This window comes from Brevibacillus sp. FW306-2-1A-C05A (assembly GCF_058781555.1).
In genome coordinates this window covers 19,063-37,665 of record NZ_JBYSWV010000010.1, presented here as the reverse complement: position 1 = coordinate 37,665, position 18,603 = coordinate 19,063, and the positions used below count along the sequence as shown (strand labels likewise).

20 protein-coding genes and 1 pseudogene are annotated in these 18,603 nt (G+C 54.4%); 18 read left to right on the top strand and 3 right to left on the bottom strand.

Features of this window, described 5'->3' with window-relative positions:
* The first annotated feature begins 13 nt into the window (after nucleotides 1-13).
* From fdhF to AC3WJN_RS09080, 11 genes are all read left to right on the top strand, one after another.
* Nucleotides 14-2,965 carry a formate dehydrogenase subunit alpha gene (gene fdhF / locus AC3WJN_RS09130; protein WP_026557024.1) on the top strand — a complete coding sequence of 984 codons (2,952 nt, stop codon included), beginning with the start codon at nucleotides 14-16 and terminating at the stop codon, nucleotides 2,963-2,965.
* Nucleotides 2,965-3,444, top strand: coding sequence for a helical membrane plugin domain-containing protein (locus tag AC3WJN_RS09125; RefSeq protein ID WP_005832877.1), 480 nt, complete (start codon nucleotides 2,965-2,967; stop codon nucleotides 3,442-3,444). The genes fdhF and AC3WJN_RS09125 overlap by 1 nt, the downstream gene beginning before the upstream one ends.
* Before the next feature lie 44 nt (nucleotides 3,445-3,488).
* The gene (locus AC3WJN_RS09120) at nucleotides 3,489-3,911 is read left to right on the top strand and encodes a phosphate-starvation-inducible protein PsiE (RefSeq protein WP_492329248.1); all 423 of its coding nucleotides are present in this window, start codon (nucleotides 3,489-3,491) and stop codon (nucleotides 3,909-3,911) included.
* Nucleotides 3,908-4,258 carry a Na-translocating system protein MpsC family protein gene (locus AC3WJN_RS09115; RefSeq protein WP_005832873.1) on the top strand — a complete coding sequence of 117 codons (351 nt, stop codon included), beginning with the start codon at nucleotides 3,908-3,910 and terminating at the stop codon, nucleotides 4,256-4,258. The genes AC3WJN_RS09120 and AC3WJN_RS09115 overlap by 4 nt, the downstream gene beginning before the upstream one ends.
* A gap of 36 nt (nucleotides 4,259-4,294) precedes the next feature.
* Nucleotides 4,295-5,116 (top strand): formate dehydrogenase accessory sulfurtransferase FdhD, encoded by an 822-nt coding sequence (gene fdhD / locus AC3WJN_RS09110; RefSeq protein ID WP_025848403.1) that lies wholly within the window; start codon nucleotides 4,295-4,297, stop codon nucleotides 5,114-5,116.
* Nucleotides 5,103-6,110, top strand: a complete 1,008-nt coding sequence (gene moaA / locus AC3WJN_RS09105) for a GTP 3',8-cyclase MoaA (RefSeq protein WP_007785116.1) — start codon at nucleotides 5,103-5,105, stop codon at nucleotides 6,108-6,110. Before fdhD ends, moaA begins: the two co-directional genes overlap by 14 nt.
* Nucleotides 6,111-6,115: 5 nt before the next feature.
* Nucleotides 6,116-6,817 carry a molybdopterin molybdotransferase MoeA gene (locus tag AC3WJN_RS09100; protein ID WP_492329247.1) on the top strand — a complete coding sequence of 234 codons (702 nt, stop codon included), beginning with the start codon at nucleotides 6,116-6,118 and terminating at the stop codon, nucleotides 6,815-6,817.
* Nucleotides 6,817-7,368 (top strand): molybdopterin-binding protein, encoded by a 552-nt coding sequence (locus AC3WJN_RS09095; RefSeq protein ID WP_007785120.1) that lies wholly within the window; start codon nucleotides 6,817-6,819, stop codon nucleotides 7,366-7,368. Before AC3WJN_RS09100 ends, AC3WJN_RS09095 begins: the two co-directional genes overlap by 1 nt.
* Before the next feature lie 77 nt (nucleotides 7,369-7,445).
* Complete coding sequence (locus AC3WJN_RS09090; protein ID WP_237716666.1) at nucleotides 7,446-8,075, top strand: HD-GYP domain-containing protein; 630 nt, start codon at nucleotides 7,446-7,448, stop codon at nucleotides 8,073-8,075.
* Between the two features lie 175 nt (nucleotides 8,076-8,250).
* Complete coding sequence (locus AC3WJN_RS09085; RefSeq protein WP_007785125.1) at nucleotides 8,251-9,312, top strand: HD-GYP domain-containing protein; 1,062 nt, start codon at nucleotides 8,251-8,253, stop codon at nucleotides 9,310-9,312.
* Between the two features lie 150 nt (nucleotides 9,313-9,462).
* Entirely contained in the window at nucleotides 9,463-10,332 is an 870-nt protein-coding gene (locus AC3WJN_RS09080; protein WP_005832862.1) for a universal stress protein, read from the top strand.
* Nucleotides 10,333-10,460: 128 nt separating this feature from the next.
* Here the strand turns inward: AC3WJN_RS09080 and AC3WJN_RS09075 are convergent, their stop codons facing one another.
* The gene (locus tag AC3WJN_RS09075; protein ID WP_007785128.1) at nucleotides 10,461-10,853 is read right to left on the bottom strand and encodes an MFS transporter; all 393 of its coding nucleotides are present in this window, start codon (nucleotides 10,851-10,853) and stop codon (nucleotides 10,461-10,463) included.
* A 146-nt stretch (nucleotides 10,854-10,999) separates the two neighbouring features.
* Nucleotides 11,000-11,593 (bottom strand): annotated as a pseudogene (locus AC3WJN_RS09070) (TetR/AcrR family transcriptional regulator).
* A 151-nt stretch (nucleotides 11,594-11,744) separates the two neighbouring features.
* On the opposite strand from AC3WJN_RS09070, the gene AC3WJN_RS09065 reads away from it, so the two are divergent.
* Together AC3WJN_RS09065 and AC3WJN_RS09060 are read left to right on the top strand one after the other, a co-directional pair.
* Nucleotides 11,745-12,587 carry a deoxyribonuclease IV gene (locus AC3WJN_RS09065; protein ID WP_007785133.1) on the top strand — a complete coding sequence of 281 codons (843 nt, stop codon included), beginning with the start codon at nucleotides 11,745-11,747 and terminating at the stop codon, nucleotides 12,585-12,587.
* Between the two features lie 51 nt (nucleotides 12,588-12,638).
* Nucleotides 12,639-13,040, top strand: coding sequence for a hypothetical protein (locus AC3WJN_RS09060; protein ID WP_007785135.1), 402 nt, complete (start codon nucleotides 12,639-12,641; stop codon nucleotides 13,038-13,040).
* A gap of 125 nt (nucleotides 13,041-13,165) precedes the next feature.
* Here the strand turns inward: AC3WJN_RS09060 and AC3WJN_RS09055 are convergent, their stop codons facing one another.
* The gene (locus AC3WJN_RS09055; RefSeq protein ID WP_005832852.1) at nucleotides 13,166-14,590 is read right to left on the bottom strand and encodes a sigma-54 interaction domain-containing protein; all 1,425 of its coding nucleotides are present in this window, start codon (nucleotides 14,588-14,590) and stop codon (nucleotides 13,166-13,168) included.
* A gap of 287 nt (nucleotides 14,591-14,877) precedes the next feature.
* Between AC3WJN_RS09055 and AC3WJN_RS09050 the strand changes: the two genes are divergently transcribed.
* From AC3WJN_RS09050 to AC3WJN_RS09030, 5 genes are all read left to right on the top strand, one after another.
* Complete coding sequence (locus AC3WJN_RS09050; RefSeq protein WP_005832850.1) at nucleotides 14,878-15,546, top strand: CoA transferase subunit A; 669 nt, start codon at nucleotides 14,878-14,880, stop codon at nucleotides 15,544-15,546.
* Nucleotides 15,546-16,208 (top strand): 3-oxoacid CoA-transferase subunit B, encoded by a 663-nt coding sequence (locus AC3WJN_RS09045; RefSeq protein WP_007785141.1) that lies wholly within the window; start codon nucleotides 15,546-15,548, stop codon nucleotides 16,206-16,208. Before AC3WJN_RS09050 ends, AC3WJN_RS09045 begins: the two co-directional genes overlap by 1 nt.
* Nucleotides 16,209-16,248: 40 nt before the next feature.
* A complete protein-coding gene (locus AC3WJN_RS09040; RefSeq protein ID WP_007785143.1) occupies nucleotides 16,249-17,064 on the top strand; it encodes a transporter substrate-binding domain-containing protein in 816 nt (271 codons plus the stop codon).
* A gap of 87 nt (nucleotides 17,065-17,151) precedes the next feature.
* Nucleotides 17,152-17,817 (top strand): amino acid ABC transporter permease, encoded by a 666-nt coding sequence (locus AC3WJN_RS09035; protein ID WP_005835058.1) that lies wholly within the window; start codon nucleotides 17,152-17,154, stop codon nucleotides 17,815-17,817.
* A gap of 18 nt (nucleotides 17,818-17,835) precedes the next feature.
* Entirely contained in the window at nucleotides 17,836-18,576 is a 741-nt protein-coding gene (locus tag AC3WJN_RS09030) for an amino acid ABC transporter ATP-binding protein (RefSeq protein WP_492329246.1), read from the top strand.
* Nucleotides 18,577-18,603: the final 27 nt, after the last annotated feature.

Below are 18,603 nucleotides of genomic sequence, written 5' to 3'. Positions count from 1 at the left end.
AGGTTTTTGGGAAATGAAAAAGGTAAAGTTTGAACTAAACAACGTGAAGCACGAAGCGGAAGAAGGGACCCGCATCCTGGACTACCTGCTGCAACACGACATCGAGCATCCGCATATATGCTACTCACCCATTTTAGGCCCAGTTCAAACTTGTGATACGTGCATGTGCGAAGTGGACGGAAAAATTATGCGGGCGTGCTCGACGCCGATTGCAGACGGGATGAAGATTCTCACTTCCTCCGAGCGGGCAAAAGGCGCGCAGACCGAAGCGATGGACCGCATCCTGGAAAACCACATGCTGTATTGCACCGTCTGCGACAACAACAACGGAAATTGCCGGGTGCACAACACGGCAGAGTTGCTCGAAATCGACCACCAAACGCGTCCGTTCCGCGGCAAAAACTACGAAGTGGACATGTCGCATCCTTTTTACCGCTACGATCCCGATCAATGCATCCTCTGCGGACGTTGTACCGAAGTATGCCAGGATTTGCAAGTAAACGAAACGCTGACCATCGACTGGGAGCGGGAAATCCCGCGAGTCATTTGGGATGACAACAAATCGATTAACGACTCCTCGTGCGTATCTTGCGGTCAGTGCGTGACCGTTTGCCCGTGCAATGCGCTGATGGAAAAATCGATGCTCGGCGAGGCAGGATTCATGTCAGGCATTCAAAAAGACCTGCTGAACCCGATGATCGATCTGATTAAAGAAGTCGAGCCTGGGTACAGCAGCATTTTTGCGATTTCAGAAGTCGAAGCGGCGATGCGGGAGACGCGAACCAAAAAAACGAAAACGGTTTGTACGTTCTGCGGCGTAGGCTGTTCGTTTGAAGTATGGACCAAAGGCCGCCACATTTTGAAAGTGGAGCCAACGGAAGACTCTCCGGTCAACAGCGTCTCCACATGTGTGAAAGGGAAGTTCGGCTGGGATTTTGTCAACAGCGACCAGCGCTTGACTACGCCCCTGATTCGCAAAGACGACGCCTTCGTTCCGGCGACGTGGGATGAGGCGCTGACGCTGATTGCCGAGCGGATGGGTGCGATCAAGCAAACCTACGGAGGCGAAGCGCTTGGCTTTGTCAGCTCGTCGAAAACGACAAACGAAGATGCGTACCTGATGCAAAAGCTGGCGCGCCAAGTTTTTGAATCGAACAACATCGACAACTGTTCCCGCTATTGCCAATCGCCCGCAACCGACGGACTGCTCGCAACTGTCGGATACGGCGGAGACTCAGGCACGATTAAAGATATCGCCAGCGCCGGACTGGTCATCATCGTCGGGGCGAACCCGACAGAGGGCCATCCCGTTTTGGCAACCCGCGTAAAACGGGCGAAAAAATTGCACGGGCAAAAACTGATTGTTTCCGACCTGCGCAAGCATGAGATGGCAGAGCGCTCCGATCTGTTCCTGCACCCGAAACAAGGAACCGATTTTGTCTGGCTGACGGCCGTTGCGAAGTACATCATCGACCAGGGCTGGCATGACGAGGCGTATATCCGGGCGCGGGTGAACCAGTTTGACGAATATCGCGCCATGCTGGAAAAATACACGCTGGACTACGCCGAAGCAGTTACCGGACTCGGTAAAGAACAACTGATCCAGACCGCCAAAATGATCCATGAAGCGGACGGCACTTGCGTTTTGTGGGGAATGGGCGTCACGCAAAACGTCGCAGGCTCGTATACATCGGCGGCGATCTCCAACCTGCTGCTGGTGACAGGAAACTACGGCCGTCCAGGAGCGGGCGCTTATCCTTTGCGCGGACACAACAACGTCCAGGGCGCTTGCGACATGGGCACGCTGCCTACCTGGCTGCCAGGGTACCAGCATATTACCGATGATGCGGCGAGAGCGAAATTTGAAAAAGCGTACGGCGTCACCATCTCCAACAAACCGGGCTTGACCAATATCGAAATGCTGGAAGCCGTCGAAAAAGGCGAACTGAAAGCGATGTACCTGATGGGCGAAGACATGGCGTGGGTAGATTCCAACGCGAACCACGTGCACGACACGCTCAGCAAGCTCGACTTCTTCGTCGTCCAGGACGTATTCCTGACCAAAACGGCGCAATTTGCCGATGTCGTCTTGCCTGCGTCGCCATCGCTGGAAAAAGACGGTACGTTCGCGAACACCGAAAGACGCATCCAGCGTTTGTATCAAGTTTTGGAACCGCTTGGCGATTCCAAGCCGGACTGGGCGATCATCCAGATGATCGCGCAACGCATGGGAGCCAACTGGAACTACCAGCATCCGAGCGAAATCATGGACGAAATCGCCAGCCTGGCGCCGCTTTACGGAGGCGTGTCCTACGACCGTCTGGAAGGATGGAACAGCTTGCATTGGCCGGTACAAAAAGACGGCACCGACGAACCGCTTCTCTACCAGGAGCGCTTCAACTTCCCGGACGGCAAAGCGAGACTTTCGCTCGTGGAATACATTCCGCCTGTGGAATATCCATCGGAATTTGACCTTACTTTGAATAATGGTCGATTGCTGGAACATTTCCACGAAGGAAACATGACGAACAAGTCAAAAGGAATCCAGTACAAACTGCCGGAAGTGTTTGTGGAGGTTTCGCCTGAACTTGCCCGCGAACGCGGCGTGCAAGACGGTTCCCTGGTTCGCCTCGTCTCGCCGTACGGAGCGATCAAGCTGCGGGTGCTCGTGACCGATCGGGTCAGCGGCAACGAACTGTACGTACCGATGCACTCCGTCAGCCATGAAAATGCGATCAACCTGCTGACAGGCAGCGTGGGCGACGTTCGCACGCAAACCCCTGCGTACAAACAGACGAAGGTGCGCATGGAGCTGCTCAAAGAAAAAGGCATGACCCCGCTGCCTATGTACAATCCTCGCTACGCGAAACGAAACCCGCAACTGGGTGTCCAGGTAGAGCGGAAATGGGCGAGAGAAGATTACGTGCCGATTGCAGAAGTTAACGTTGCGGGAGGAGAAAAATAATGGCAAGACCGATAACGAAAGTAGTGAAACCAGAGGTTAGCGAAGAACAAAAACAAGCGCAAACAGTCGATCGCGTCCTGCAATCCCTGGCCGAAAATCCGGAGGGGATTCAGGCGACGATCAAGCTGCTGCAGGAGCTGCATGACAGCGGCATACTGGGGGCGCTCAACGCCGCTGTCGAAGCGAAAGAAGATATCGCCAAAATCGTCGTCGGACAAATGGTTCGTCCGCCCGTCACGAACATGATTAACAATGCGATGGCGGCGGCGGGAGGATTGACAGAGCTCGATCCGGAAATGACCAAAAAGCTGATGGCCGGCGTTACCAAAGGGCTGCAAAGAGCGGATGAAGCTTTGCAGTCGGGAGCAAAGGTCGGCGTGTTCGATTTGATAAAAGCGTTGCGCGATCCGGACATCAACCGGGCGATGGGATTTGGCATCAACCTGCTGAAAGGAGTCGGGGAAGGATTGAAAGACTGATGAAACAGGCAGCAAGCTTTTTGAAGAGGAGGTCAGCTAGTTGGATGACGAAAAGCAAAAACGAATTGACAATCGTGCGCTTTTATCAACTCATGCTAAATACTTCGCTCATCATTCTCGGGTTGGTCTTGAGCTTTTACCTTGTACGCGAACTGTATGCCATTGTACTGGATGCCCTTCAAGGAAATAATAACGTCCATGATATTTTGGAAAAAGTCTTGGCCTTTTTTCTCTACTTTGTCTTCGTTTCGATGATCGTCAAGTATTTCCACGAAGCGTATCACTTTCCGTTGCGCTATCTGATCTATATCGGGATCACAGGCACTGTGCGTTTTATCATCGTCAATCGGGATGATGCGATGAACAATCTGATTTTATCGCTCGTTATTTTTATCCTGGTCATCAGCTATATTATGCTGGCTCCCCGTCAGAACAAGGTCTTGGAGCTAAAGGAGAATATCGAATGACAAAAAGTCTTGAGCACCAATTCAGCATGCTTGTGCGCGAGATACGCAAGGAATACGTTGGAAACGGTCCGCGCGAAATCCTCACTCGGTTTTGCGGGCCGTGGGTCATTTGCGAGATGAAAGGCAATTTGACCAACGTAGAAAAGTTCATGATTATGTCCGAAGACGGCAGACGAATGGTTCACGATGCGCGTACGAAGCTGGTGAAGAACATTTACAATGATCCGGCGGTAGTAGCGAAGCTGGAGGAAATTATCGACGCCAAAATTTTGCGGATTTTTTCCGATATCAGCCTGGAAGAAGACATCGCCATGACCGTATATGTACTGGACCGATCCATTTCATAACGAGCAGCAGCAAAGGAAAGGTGGGAAACAATCGTGATTCAGCCCGTGTCTATTTTGTCTCCTGTCCTGCACTATGAAAATGGCGCTTTGGAGGAAGTAGAAGATTCCATCGTCACAGAGTCGCCGATTACGATCATGTTGAACGAGGAAGAGTTTGCGACGTTAGTGTGCAGCCCGGAATACATCGAAGAGCTTGTCATTGGCTTTTTGGCGTCTGAAGGGGTAATTCAGGCATACACGGATGTGACTGACCTGTTTGTGGACGAAACCACTGGGTACGCCTACGTCCGCGCCGAAAAAGTGAACAGGTACAACCAGATGTTCCACTCGAAACGGTACGTCACTTCGTGCTGCGGGAAAAGCCGCCAAAGCTTTTACTTTTACAACGACGCGCGCACGGTGAAAAAGTTGGAAACGACAGGCGTGACGATCTCAAGCGCGGATTGCTTTCGCTTCATGCAGGCGATGCAGCAGTCAGCGAAGCTTTTTCAGGACACGGGCGGCGTTCACAATGCTGCCCTGTGCGATGCAAACGGGATCGTCGTCTCCCGAATGGACATCGGCAGGCACAATGCCCTCGACAAACTGTACGGGCATTGCCTGATGCATTCCGTGCCGGTAGAAGACAAAATCATGGTGTTCAGCGGCCGGATTTCGTCAGAAGTACTGTTGAAAGTAGCCAAGATCGGATGCAGTATCGTGTTGTCCAAATCGGCGCCGACCGAGCTGGCCCTGCGGCTGGCGCAGGAGCTTGGCATTACTACCGTTGGCTTTATTCGCAACCAGTCGTTCAACGTGTACACCTGGCCTGAGCGAATCGAACAGGCCGAAGGGGGGACGTCCAGTGATTCCAAGTGAATTAGTGGACTCGTTTGGCCGCGTTCACGACTATTTGCGCCTTTCCGTAACTGATCGGTGCAATTTGCGCTGTGTGTACTGTATGCCAGCGGATGGGATGGAATTTGAGCCGGACGAAAACATTTTGTCTATTTACGAGATTACCGAGGTTGTCAGAGTGTTGGCCGAAATGGGCGTGAAAAAAGTAAGGCTGACGGGCGGGGAGCCGCTCGTCCGCAAAGGCATTGAAGAACTGGTCGCAGCGATAGCGGAAACACCGGGAATCGAAGACATTGCCTTGACGACCAACGGCATTTTTTTGGCGAAAAAGGCGGCGAAATTAAAAGCAGCGGGCTTGAAGCGCGTCAACATCAGCCTGGATACATTGAAGGCCGACCGTTTTTCGCTTATCACCCGCGGCGGCGATGTCCAGCGCGTTTTGGACAGTATCGCGGCCTGTCAACAAGCCGGGATTTGGCCGATCAAGCTGAATGTCGTTCTCATGAAGGGAATCAACGACGACGAGATTGAAGATTTTTTGCGGCTGACGCTGGACGGCGCCGTGCAAGTCCGCTTTATCGAGTACATGCCGATCGGCCACAACGACATGCGCTGGAAACAGTCGTATTTGCCGCTGTCGACCGTCTTGGAGCGATGTAAGCAGCTTGGTTGGGAAACAGAGGAAAGCCATGACGTGCGCGGCAACGGTCCCGCCCAGACCTTTCGGATTGCCGGGGCCAAAGGCAGCTTTGGGTTGATTCACCCGGTGAGCGATCATTTTTGCGAAACGTGCAACCGGCTGCGTTTGACGGCGGATGGCAACATCAAGCCGTGTCTGTATTGGGCAGACGAGTTTAACGTTCGCAAGCATATCGGAGACGATGAAGCGATTCGCCAGCTTTTTTTCAAAGCGTTGAGCATCAAGCCGATGAATCACGAAATGGCCAAGGCTTTGGCAGATGAAAGCCAATCTCATGTACCGACGGCAAGGCGCATGTCGCAAATTGGAGGATAAGCGAGATGGAAAACGCAAATCGTTTTCGCCGACAGACTGTTCAGGTGGAGGAAGCGCAGCGCAGAATCGAACAGCATCTGCGCCAGCTTGGCGTGGAGGAGGTTTCGCTGGAAGCTGCCTATGGCCGCACGTTGGCAGAGGAGGTGACGGCGCCCGAGCCGATGCCGCATTTCCGCCGTTCCGGGATGGATGGCTTTGCGATCATGGCGAGCGCTACCAAGGGAGCGTCACCGGAATCGCCCGTCCTGCTGGAAGTGATCGAGCATGTTCCGTGCGGCTTTGTTCCGACTAAAGCCGTATCGCCTAATACGGCTACGCGGATCATGACCGGAGCGATGGTGCCGGAACAGGCAGACGCGGTCATCATGCTGGAAATGACCGACAACGTGGAGAAGCAGGGCAACACGTTCGTGTCCATCAAAAAAGAGATGCCGCCCGGCAAAAATCTGACTCCGATCGGCCACGAACTCGCCAAAGGCGAATGCGTCCTGCAAAAAGGAAGCGAAATTCGCGCTGGCGAGACGGCGCTGCTGGCTACATTCGGCTTTTCTCGTGTCAACGTATATAAGCGCCCGACCGTCGCGATATTCGCCACAGGCTCCGAACTGCTGCCTGTGGACGCGCCACTGTGCCAGGGGAAAATCCGAAACAGCAACTCTTACATGCTGGCAGCGCTCGTTCGGGAAGCGGGGGCATTCCGCTGTTGATGAACGCGGTCCCGGATGAAGCGGACAAAGCGCAAGCGGTTATTCTCGATGCGTTTTCCACCGCGGATTTTGTCATCACATCAGGCGGCGTATCGGTAGGCGACTACGATATTCTCGTCGATCTTTTCCAAAACTGGGAAGGGGAGCTGCTGTTCAACAAAGTAGCGATGCGGCCCGGAAGCCCGACGACGGCAGGGGTGTGGAAAGACGCCTTTTTATTTGCCCTGTCAGGCAATCCGGGGGCGTGCTTTGTCGGCTTCGAGCTGTTCGTCCGCCCGGCGATTTTGGGGATGCAAGGGCGCAAAAACAAATACAGACCGGAATGCACGGCTTTTTTAGGAGAGGCGTTTGCCAAGGTCAATGCGTATCCGCGCTATGTCCGCGGAAAATCGTATGTGCAAGATGGCAAACTGTTCGTAAAGCCTGTCGGAATGGACCAGTCAAGCGTAACCGTGTCGATTAAAGATTCCGACTGCTTGATTAAGATTCCCCCTGGCGGGAAGGGTGTGCAGCAAGGAGAGCTTGTCTTTGCTCTGCTGCTCCGAGAATGACGAAAACGTTGCGGCGCTACATTTCGTAAATTTCGCTTGAGAGAAAAGAGCGGGATGACATGGCCGGGGAGGCACCATTGCAAAAACTGTTAACGACGATGCTGCATAGTAACCGTGCGGCTACGAATCACATGGTCGAAACGATCCACTCGCTCGTTTCATGCGTGAACGCCCGTGATCCTTATACGTATCAGCATTCGGTCAACGTTGGCTTTTACGTCTGGGTAATCGCCAACCAACTTCAGCTCGACGAGGAAGAATGTGCCAATGTGTATATCGGCGCCTTGCTGCACGACATCAGGATCATTGGCACACCGGATTCGATCCTGAGGAAAAACGGGTCGCTCACACCGGAAGAATTGGCTATCATGAAAAAGCATCCAGAGATCGGCTACGCGATTGTAAAACGGATTGCTCCCTTGCAACAGCGAGGAATTGCCAAGACGGTGCTGTACCATCACGAACGGCTGGATGGCAAAGGCTATCCGCACGGCCTTTTCGCTGCCGAGATTCCGCTGGGCGCAAAAATTGTCTCTGTCGCCGAGGCTTTCAACGCGATGACATCAGCGCGGCTTTACCGCCCTGTTTTGGACTACGGGAAGGCTGTCGACCAGTTGCTGGACGGAAAAGGCAGCCAGTTTGACCCGACCGTCGTCGACGCGTTCCTGGAGGCGATGGCCAGCCGCAGAGAAAAAGCGCGACTGTAAGGCCAAAAGAAACAGCGCCGTCTTTTGTGCGAAAAGCACCGGATCATCCGGTGCTTTTTTGCTGCAAAGGTCCTTTTTTGCCGGATTGTTCATAAAAACATCTGCGAAACATGTTTTTCCAATGCTAAGATAGGGAAAAAGCATCAGGGGAGAAGGAATCAGGAGGATTGACCCCATGAAATATGTGAGCGTAGATCAAGTTGAGCCTGGGGATGTGCTGGCTCGCAGCATTTATACGAGCGAGGGCTTGACGCTGTTGCAGACGGGTGTGCAACTGACCGTCGGAATGATAAACAAACTGCGGCGCTTTGGGGTGACGATGCTCAGTATCAAGGACCCTTTTTTCGACGAGGTGAAGGAACAGGAGGTAGTCACAGAGACGACGCGAAAAGATGCCATTCGCAATCTGTCAGGCGCGATTTCGTGTGTCCAGTCCGGCAAGGAGTTCGACGTGCGCGGCATTCAAAAGTCTGTCGGCAACATTGTCGAAGAGACGCTGCGCAATCGCAAGGTGCTGTTAAATCTCGGGGAAATTCGCACCAAGGACAACGCCCTGTACATCCATTCGCTCAACGTCTGCATGATGGCGACCGTGATGGGCGTCGGGCTTGGCTACAACACCACGCAACTGAAAGAGCTGGCAATCGGCGCGCTTTTGCATGACATCGGCAAGCTGTCGGTGGACAAGGAAGCGCCAGCCTACAAGAAAAACAGCAGGACCAATCATCATACCTGGATAGGGTTTGAAATATTGCGAAAAAAACACGAGATGAGCATCGTGTCTGCGCACGTGCCGCTCCAGCACCATGAATGGGTCGACGGAACCGGAGTCCCCCGCGGACTAAGCGGCGACGAGATTCACGAGTTCGCCAAAATCGTCGCGATCTGCAACTACTACGACAATCTGATCTCGCCGCTTTCCGAGGAAGAGGAGACGCTGCCTCCCTACGAGGCGTGCGAGCGAATCATGGGCCTTGCGGAAAAGCGCTTCGACCACAAAATGGTCATCCACTTCCTGCGCTCGATCGCGCTGTACCCGATCGGCACGTCGCTCAAGCTGAGCACAGGCGAAGTCGGCGTCGTGATCGACCAAAACCGCGGCCTGCCAGCCCGTCCGGTCGTGCGGGTCATCAGGCGGGAGCAGCAGGCGAATCGGCGGATGGCAGAAGATCACGAGATCTGCGATATTGATCTCGGCGCAGAGCCCACCATTTTTATTACAGGAGTACTAGAATAGAGAGAGAAACTAGACCTAAGGGTTTTTTCGATGCCAAGATCAGGGAATTCCCCTACATACATAATGAGGGTGTCAGTCTACAATGAAAACAGGCAAAAAGTCTCAAAAATCGACTTTTTGCGACGATGAAAGAGGAAAGGACGTGTCCTTATGTCCCGTATTCTAGTACCAGTAGATTTCTCTGCACAGTCTATTCAGGCGGTTCGCTTTGCTCTTGCGTACGCCAAAGATAAGCATGAACTGACTCTGCTTCATGCCATCCCTCCGTTTCCATCGCGCAACGTCGTCCGCAAGCTCGGGCAAAAAAGCGTGGAAGATTTCCAATTGGATGAAGCGAGAGAAGACTTGAAAAAGTTCCTCACGATTGTCGAAGAGGCAGGAGTCACTTACGAATTGGAAATCGAGTTCGGCGAGCCGCATGAAGTGATCGCCAAGCACGCGACAAAAGGCGAGTACGCCGCAATCGTCATGGGGACGCACGGATACGGCCGGATCACCGGATTCCTGCTGCAAAGCGTCAGCTACCCGACGATTCACGACGCCCAGCTTCCTGTCTTCCTCATTTCCGAGGAGACCGATGCCAGCCGCTTCCCTTGGCAAAAAGTGCTGATCGCCGTCGACGGCTCGGAGCAGGCGAAAAACGCAGCGCAAAAAGCGATTGCCTTGAGTCAGGACATTCCGGGCGTTTCCTACCTGCTGCTCAGTGTCGTGACGCCTCCTGTCGCTTATGCCGGAGTGTACGGCGTAGGCTGGGAAGACACAGCGACGCTGGAAAACTGGGGAAAAGAAACCGTGCGCACTTGCGAAGAAGTGCTGGAAGCGGCGCAAATTCCTTACGAGAGCAAGGTAGTGATTGGCGATCCGGCGACAGTGATTCGCCAGACCGCCGAAGAGGAGCAAGCAGGTCTGATCGTGCTCGGTCACCACGGGCTTGGCGGCATCGCGGGCACTCTGCTCGGCAGCGTGACCTTCAAAACGATTCATCGCACCAAAACGCCGCTGTTGATCGTCAAATCATAGGCTCATTCGTGAACAGGCAAGCTGTCCGGACTCCGGGCAGCTTTTTTGTGCAGATAAGGTTGGATAAGAATTTATCCAGCGGAAAGTGCAACGAAGGCTGTGCCAATGGCTTGGCGCAGCCAAGTTTTCTAATGCTCCAGGGCACGCTCAGCGCCGGACGCCCAGTTGATGCGGGAGCTTCCCCAGGCGGCAACGAGCACGACCGCGCCTGCGATGACGAAGACATAAATCAGCGCGGTCAACTGCATCAGTGGCCCGGCCACAAACGAACCGAGCATCATCAGCCCGACGAGCAGCGGCGCAATCGTCCCGTTTACCCGGCCGACGTACGCTTCTTCGACAAGCGTAATCATCCGCATTCCGATCACAATTTCCAGAAAAGCAAGCCCCACTCCGGTGAAAAAACGCATGGCAGCGGTGACGATCAGCCAGACAGAGAGCGCCTCGACGACGATGGAGAGAGCGAAGACGGCAACCGGATTGTTTCCGCTCGTCTCCATCACGTAATAAAGCAAAGCCATGTTGCGTATCCAAATCCCGACGTTTTCCAGCGTATCGGAGACAAAGACGGTGAGAAAGACGCGATTTCCCCATTAGTGGCTTCATTTTGCACACTCCTGCGATTAATTAAACCGAACGTTCGGTCTAGAAACTTTCGAAAAAAAAGCTACCTGGCGACAATACCATGCAGCAAAACATCAATCCCCCGCTTCATCAAGGCATGAAGGCGCTCCTCCTCCATTTTGAAGCCGACATTGATAAGTCCGTTGACAAACCCTTCGAGGATCATCGCCAGCTCTTCCGGATCGGCCTCGGCAAATTCTCCGCGCGCCATTCCTTCCTAAAAAATCGACGTGTACAGCGTGTAGGAGGAGCTGAGCATCGCAAGCACCTGGTCCATAATGAGCGGATCGGCGAGCTGGCTGCCGGAAAACTCTTCTCCGGCTCGTTTCAACGGGTGGGACAAAAAGTCTTCGAGCAGAAAAGCGGCCAAGGCGTACAGCTTTTCCACCGAAGTGGCGTACTGCTTCTCTTTTTCCTTCCACAGCTCTGCCCACTCGTTATACTGCTTTTCCAGCAGGTGCAAAAAAAGCTGCTCCTTGTTTTTGAAATGGTAGTAAAGGCTCCCTTTGCTCGCTCCGGTCGCTTGGCAGATGTCTTCGATCGATGTGGCGAAGTAGCCCTTTTGGGAAAACAGCTCGGTTGCTTTCTCGACGATATGTTGTTTGGTTTTCTCCCCATCAAGGCGACGTTTGGACATGAAAGGCAAGGCTCCTTTTTATAGACTGAACGTTCGGTTTAATTTCGGTCTACCGGATGGGAGAAAGAAGCGCAAGTGCTTTCCCGCAAGGCGATTGAGAATGGACGGCCAGGGGAAAAATGGGGAAAGCGAGTGAGGGGGCGAGGAACGCATGAAAATCGGGTGTCACATCAGCATCCGCCACGGCTATGCAGAGGCGGCGCGAACCGCTCTGCGGGAAGGAGCCGCCTCTTATCAGTTTTTCCCGAAAAACCCGCGCAGCCTGGGGGTCAAGCAGTTTGATCCGGCCGATGCGGCAGCTTGCCGCGCTTTTTGCGAGGAACACGGCTTGGCGTCGATTGCCCATACGGCTTATCCGGTCAACCTGTGCGTGGAGGACGACGAGCTGGCTCTGGTGACGGTGCAATCGGTGCGCAACGATCTTGAGATTGCCGAGGCGTGCGGAGCGCTTGGCGTAGTTGTCCACTTCGGGCAGTACAAAGGGACGGACGTGCTTGCCGGCTACAAGCGGATGATTTTGCTGACGAATCGAATCGTGGACGGCTGGGCCGGACAGGCCAAGCTGCTGATTGAAAACAACGCCGGACAGGGCAACCGGATGGGCACGACGCTGGATGAGCTGGCACAGGTGCGGCAACTGCTTGCCGAGCCGCAGAAGGTCGGGTTTTGCTTCGATACGTGTCACGCGTTTGCCAGCGGGCTGTGGGACGGGAAAAATTGGAGCGCGGTCATACAGCGTATGGAAGAACTGGACTATTTGCCGTATTTGTCCGCCGTGCATTTGAACGATTCGGTTTACCCGAGCGGCTCGTTTCGGGATCGGCATGCGCGCATCGGACAAGGGATGATCGGGGACAATGCTTTTGCCGAGCTGTTGCGCACGCCGCAGCTTCAAGGCTTGCCGATTGTATTGGAGACAGCGCGAGGGTCAAGCGGGGGGCATCGCGAAGAAATCAGGCACGTCCGGCGTCTGGCGAACAATTGGCAGGCTTGACCGGATTGTGGTACAGTGTGAGAGGATGTTGTCAACGAGGGAGGGGTACCAATGGCAAAACGGATCAAAGTGACGATTCACGATTTTGCGACGCTGAAAGAGAATTTGAACAACCCGGAAGAGCTGGCTCTTTACGAAGCAGCCAACGGGAATACATACGATGCCGAAATCGAGCACGACGGCTACGCTGTCATTGATGTGACAGAGGACGACTACATTGAGCTGGCACCGGGCGAATACCAGCTCATGATCGAGGAATGGACCAACGCCGGGCAAATCGGCGAGTGGACTTTGCAAACGAAGTCAGATCCGGCAGACGACACAGCGCTGCTGTATCGCAGCGTCGACGCGTCAGGCCAGGAAGTGCAGCCGCCGCAATCGCTGCCGAAGCAAGTCGTCGAGCTGATAGCGAAGACCTGGTTTGGCAAGGCGCCAAAAAAGGTCGAGGAATAGTCGGACAAGAACAGGGAAAGGAGCGCTGCGAGTGGTAGCGCTCCTTTTTTTTCGCGCAAAAAATCGCAGGATGTAGCCGCTCGTGACGAGGAACAGGCGAAGGCTGGGAGCGGCAAGTACCGAGATCATTCGGCCGTCTCGTCCTCAAGCTGAATGTCGTACTTTTTGATCCGCCGCATCAGAAGCGATTGGGTGATGCCGAGCGCCGCCGCGGTCTTGCGCGTCGTTTTGTGGATGCGCAGCGCCTGCATGATAAATTCGACCTCGATTTTTTCCATCCGCTCCGTCAAGGAAAGGGAGCCGAGCGTGAGGATGCCGTCCTCCAGCTCGCGAATGCTGCGCAGTTCCTCCGGCAAATCGGTGACGGAAATCTCGTCGAACTTGGACGTGATGACGATGCGCTCGACCAAATTTTCCAGCTCCCGCACATTGCCTGGCCAGTCATACTGGTGCAACACGTCCAGCACGTCAGATGTGAAACGGCGTTTTTGGTGGTGCTTGGCGTTGAATTTTTGCAAATTGTGGTGCAACAGCGGGAAAATGTCGTCTTTGCGCTCGCGCAAGGGCGGGACGTTGATCGGCAAAATGTTGAGCCGATAGTACAGGTCGTGCCGGAACTTCCCTTGGCGCACCAGCTCCTGCAGGTTGGTGTTGGTCGCGGCGATGATGCGGATGTCCGCCGTGTAAGTTTTGGTGCCGCCGATCGGCATGAACGTCTTGTTTTGCAAAAGCAAAAGCAGCTTCGACTGCAAATGGTAGGGCAGCTCGCTGATCTCGTCGAGGAACAGCGTCCCTTTGTCCGCCATTTTGACCAGCCCGATTTTCCCCGAGTGGTTCGCCCCGGTAAACGCCCCTTTGTGATAGCCGAACAGCTCCGATTCGATCAACGTTTCGGGGATGGCGCTACAGTTTACGTGCACGAACGGCCCTGCGCTTCGCTCGCTAAGCTGGTGGATTTGCTCGGCGAGATGGCTTTTGCCCACCCCGGTTTCGCCCGTGATGAGCACAGTCGTGTCGACCAGCGCGACTTTTTTTATCAGTTCCATGAGCGCCAAATACGAGCGGCTGTTGCCGATCAGCGTCTGCGACGAGCTTTGGTTCGCTTCCCGCTTCATGAGCTGCAGTTCCTCGCTGTAGCGCTTCAATAGCGCGACGGTTTCCTCCAACTGCGAGCTGGCCCGTGCCGCCTCCGTAATGTCCCGGGAGTGGGCGACGATCAGCTCCGGCTTTCCGTCTTCGTCCGGGATAATATGGCCTGTCACGAGAAATTTTCCTTTGCTGTTCACAAGCTGGATGGTCGTCGTCGGCTTGCCCGATTCCAGGACAAGCCGGGTCACGGAAGGACTGAAAATGCCCATTTCCTCCAGATCGGTCACGTTTTGCCCAATCAGCTCGGCTTTCGGGATGCCGCACAAGTTTTCGCTCGCCTTGTTCAGCCACAGTGTGGTTCCTTGCGCATCCGATATAAAAATGCCGTCCGCAAGCGAGTTCAATATGTCGATGAACCGATCTACAGACGACAAGGCCAAAATCTCCGCATCTTTTTCCACGCTTGATACGCTCCCCCCATTTTTGACCTGATTGTACAGGAAGTGACTGCCGATTGTATAGTGAGTCGGATTTGAAAAAACGCGAGTCGATTTCGATTCACCTGAAAAGAGTGCGTTTCTCTCCCTTTCGACTCAAAAGTGATTCTACTTCGATTCGTCAGAAAAGACGCAGTTTCGGCAATTTTCGCTACCATCCAGCTTTTTGGGTGTTGGCACAGGACTTGCTACTGTTAGCGGGACGTAAGCGACTTTGCTCAATAAACAAGAGAGATAAGGAATGGCATGCGATGCTAGCGAAACTGGTGACGCGCGAACAAGCGACGGAATGTGTACGAGACGGTGTCCGGCTGATGTACGGCGGTTTCGGAACGATCGGCTCCCCGGCTCTTTTGATCGACACGATTTTGGAAAAAGGGGTGCGCGACCTGACCTTGATCGGAATCGACGCGGGGTATCCGCAGGTCGGGATCGGCAAGCTGATTAGCCACGGGCGGGTGAGGAAGCTGATGACGACGCATATCGGCTCCAATCCGGAAGCTGGTCAACAGATGATGGACGGACGGCTCCAGGTCACGTTTTGTCCCCAAGGAATTTTTGCGGAAAAAATTCGCGCAGGGGGCGTAGGCATTCCCGGTATTGTTGTCGATGCGCAAATGTGGGGAGAAGCGACAGAAGGAGGGGAAGCGGTGGTTTTTGGGGGAAAGCCGTGCTGGATGGAACCGGCGCTGACGGCCGATGTAGGCATCGTCTATGCGAAACAGGCGGACACGTACGGCAATCTCATCTACGACAAGTCGGCGAGAAACTTGAATCCGCTGGTGGCGATGGCTGCTGACATCACCATTGCCGAAGTGGAGGAGATCGTTCCGGCAGGAGAGCTGGACCCGGAAAAAATCGTGACACCCGGCATTTTTGTCGATTACATGGTGAATCGCAGCGGCGGGGGGAACGGCTGATGCGACTGACGATGGATCAGCGAAACATGATCGCGCGGCGCGCCGCCAAGGAAATCGAACCGGGGATGGCCGTCAATCTGGGGATCGGGATACCGGAGCTGGTCGCGGACTTTATCCCGCACGAATGGCACGTGATGTTTCATTCCGTGAACGGCATTCTCGGGGTAGGCCCCACGCCAATCAAGGGCGAAGAAGACCAGCATATCTCCAACGCGGGGGGAGCGCCCGTTACCGTAGTTCCGGGCGCTTCTTACTTCGACAGCACGATTGCCTACGGCATGATTCGGCGCAAGAAGCTCGATGTCGCTTTTATCGGGGCCTTGCAGGTCAATCGCAGGGGAGATTTGGCGAACTGGATCGTCCCTGGCTCGCGCGTTCACGGCATCGGCGGTGGAGCCGAGCTGGCCTATTACGCCAAAAAGGTGATCGTCCTGATGAGCCATGTGACGCGGACAGGCGAGCCGAAAATCCGCAGGGAGTGTACGTTTCCACTGACCGCGAAGCGCTGTGTCGACCTGATCGTCACAGAGCGGGCGGTTATCGAGGTCACGCCGCAGGGGCTGATGCTGACAGAGGTCATGTATCCGTACTCCTTGCAGGATGTCATTTACCATACCGGAGCGCCGTTGTTGATTTCAGAACATTTGCAAATGGTGGAGTAATGAAAAATTTTTCTGCACAAAGATAAGGGGGCTTACCAACATGAAAAAATCACTCAAAGCCGTTGCAGGCGTATTGTTCTCGCTGTCGCTTCTCGTAGCAGGATGTAGCCAGGGGGCTTCGACGAACGATGGCGGGGGACAGGCAGGCGCAGCCAGCGGAAATGCGTCCGCGATGACGAAGGAGCCAGGCGTGTTCGTCTTTGCCGCTTCCGGCGAGTACCAGCCGTTCAGCTATTTCAAGGATGGGCAGCTTACCGGGTTTGACATCGAAATCGGCAACGAGATCGCCAAACGGCTGAATTTGCAGCCAAAGCCCGTCACCTCGCCGTTTTCCGGGATTATCGCGGGGGTCAAGGAAGGGCGCTACGATGCGGCGATTGCCAGTCACGCGATTACGGAAGAGCGCAAGCAGCAAATTGATTTCGCCGATCCGTACTACTTGTCCGGCGGCCAACTGTTCACTCGTCCCGACGGCACGACTTCCACGCTGGAAGAGCTGAAGGGCAAGGAAGTCGCAGTCGCCTTGGGCACTACGCATGAAAAAATGGCGCGGGAGTACACCGACAACATCAAGACGTACGACAGCGACGTCACGGCCCTGCGCGCGCTGGAGCAAGGCAAGCATGACGTGGTCATTACGGACAGTGTGGTCGGCGAGATCGCGATTGCCCAAGGCTTGAAAATCAAGAAAAGCGGCGCGCCGTTGTCCGAGGTTCAACACGGAATCGCCGTGCGCAAAGGCAATAGCGAGCTGTTGAACAAAATCAACGAGGTGCTGAAGCAAATGCACGAAGACGGCACGTATCTGAAGCTGAGCGAAAAGTACTTCAATCGCGACATCAGCAAGAACGAATAAGGTTGACGTTTGTGTAAGGCCGCCTGTCATCCGCGCAAGGAAAGCGGCGGGTGACAGGGACATTTTATCAGCGAGGGGTGGCATCGAGTGCCCAGTATTGCCCATTTGACAGAAGAGTTTTTCCGCACATTGCCGTTTTTTTGGAAGCCGCTGCTCTTGACGTTTGAGCTGACGATCGCTTCCGTCATCGCAGGGTCGATCATCGGGCTGTTCGTCGCCCTGTTGAAAGTCTCCAAGTTCAAGCTCGGGCAAATTGTTGCCAACGTCTATATTATGGTCATTCGCGGAACGCCTTTGATCGTGCAAATTTTTGTCCTCTATTTCGGTTTTTACAAGGTGATTGATCTCGGTCAATTTTGGTCAGCGGCTTTAGCCTTGGCGATCCACAGCGGGGCGTACATCGCGGAAATTTTCCGCGGGTCCATCCAGTCGATCGACAAGGGACAGATGGAGGCGGGTTTGTCGCTCGGGATGTCTACCGGCCAGACGATGCGCCGGATCATTTTGCCGCAGGCGATGAAGCGCTCCATTCCGCCGCTCGGCAACCAGTTTATTTTGGCGCTGAAGGAGTCGTCGCTGGCTGCTTTCATCGCGATGGATGAGCTGTTCTCCCTGGCGCGCCGCCTGTCTGCGGAAACCTTTGATGAGATGACGTACTTTTTGATCGTGGCCCTGTACTATTTGGTGATTGTCATGATCTTTACGTATATCGTCCATGTGATGGAAAAGCGGTTGGCCAAAGGTGACGTATAGGAGAGGGGAGGGAGAATGATGGAAGACAAGCAAGTCATGATCCGCGTGCAAAATTTGAAAAAAAGCTTCGGCGCCGTGGAGGTGCTGAAAGACGTGACGCTACAGGTGAAAAAGGGCGAAGTCGTCGTGCTGATCGGGGCGAGCGGCTCGGGAAAAAGCACGCTGATTCGCTGCATCAATTTTTTGGAGATCAAGGACGACGGCGAGATTTTCATCGAAGGCAAGAGCATCGATCCGAAAAAGGACGATTTGACGAAGGTGCGGCAAAAGGTCGGCATGGTGTTCCAGCACTTTAATCTGTTCCCGCACAAAACGGTTTTGGAAAACATCATGGAAGCGCCGCTGATCGCGAAAAGGGCGGACAAGGAGCAAACGAGGCAGGAAGCGCTGCAACTGTTGCAGAAGGTAGGCTTGTCCGAAAAAGCAAACGTCTATCCATCCTCGCTGTCAGGCGGACAAAAACAGCGGGTAGCGATCGCCCGTTCGCTGGCGATGAAGCCGGAGATCATGCTGTTCGACGAACCGACCTCCGCGCTCGACCCGGAGCTGGTCGGCGAAGTGCTGGAGACGATGAAGCAGCTCGCCCAGGACGGGATGACGATGATTATTGTGACGCATGAAATGGGCTTCGCCAAAGAAGTGGCGGACTGGGTCGCGTTCATGAACCAGGGCAAGATCGTGGAGATGGCCCGCCCGGCAGACATGTTCAACAATCCGGAGGAAGAGCGGACGCGCGAATTTTTGAACCGGGTCTTGTAACGAGGGCAAAACGAAAGGGAGCGTAAC

Coding starts and splice junctions, on each gene's coding strand:
- AC3WJN_RS09040 (WP_007785143.1), top strand. CDS start 16,249: ATGAAAAAATCACTCAAAGCCGTTGCAGGCGTATTGTTCTCGCTGTCG.
- AC3WJN_RS09045 (WP_007785141.1), top strand. CDS start 15,546: ATGCGACTGACGATGGATCAGCGAAACATGATCGCGCGGCGCGCCGCC.
- AC3WJN_RS09065 (WP_007785133.1), top strand. CDS start 11,745: ATGAAAATCGGGTGTCACATCAGCATCCGCCACGGCTATGCAGAGGCG.
- AC3WJN_RS09060 (WP_007785135.1), top strand. CDS start 12,639: ATGGCAAAACGGATCAAAGTGACGATTCACGATTTTGCGACGCTGAAA.
- AC3WJN_RS09115 (WP_005832873.1), top strand. CDS start 3,908: ATGACAAAAAGTCTTGAGCACCAATTCAGCATGCTTGTGCGCGAGATA.
- AC3WJN_RS09075 (WP_007785128.1), bottom strand. CDS start 10,853: ATGGCTTTGCTTTATTACGTGATGGAGACGAGCGGAAACAATCCGGTT.
- AC3WJN_RS09050 (WP_005832850.1), top strand. CDS start 14,878: ATGCTAGCGAAACTGGTGACGCGCGAACAAGCGACGGAATGTGTACGA.
- AC3WJN_RS09125 (WP_005832877.1), top strand. CDS start 2,965: ATGGCAAGACCGATAACGAAAGTAGTGAAACCAGAGGTTAGCGAAGAA.
- AC3WJN_RS09030 (WP_492329246.1), top strand. CDS start 17,836: ATGGAAGACAAGCAAGTCATGATCCGCGTGCAAAATTTGAAAAAAAGC.
- AC3WJN_RS09095 (WP_007785120.1), top strand. CDS start 6,817: ATGAACGCGGTCCCGGATGAAGCGGACAAAGCGCAAGCGGTTATTCTC.
- fdhF (WP_026557024.1), top strand. CDS start 14: ATGAAAAAGGTAAAGTTTGAACTAAACAACGTGAAGCACGAAGCGGAA.
- AC3WJN_RS09120 (WP_492329248.1), top strand. CDS start 3,489: ATGACGAAAAGCAAAAACGAATTGACAATCGTGCGCTTTTATCAACTC.
- AC3WJN_RS09085 (WP_007785125.1), top strand. CDS start 8,251: ATGAAATATGTGAGCGTAGATCAAGTTGAGCCTGGGGATGTGCTGGCT.
- AC3WJN_RS09080 (WP_005832862.1), top strand. CDS start 9,463: ATGTCCCGTATTCTAGTACCAGTAGATTTCTCTGCACAGTCTATTCAG.
- AC3WJN_RS09100 (WP_492329247.1), top strand. CDS start 6,116: ATGGAAAACGCAAATCGTTTTCGCCGACAGACTGTTCAGGTGGAGGAA.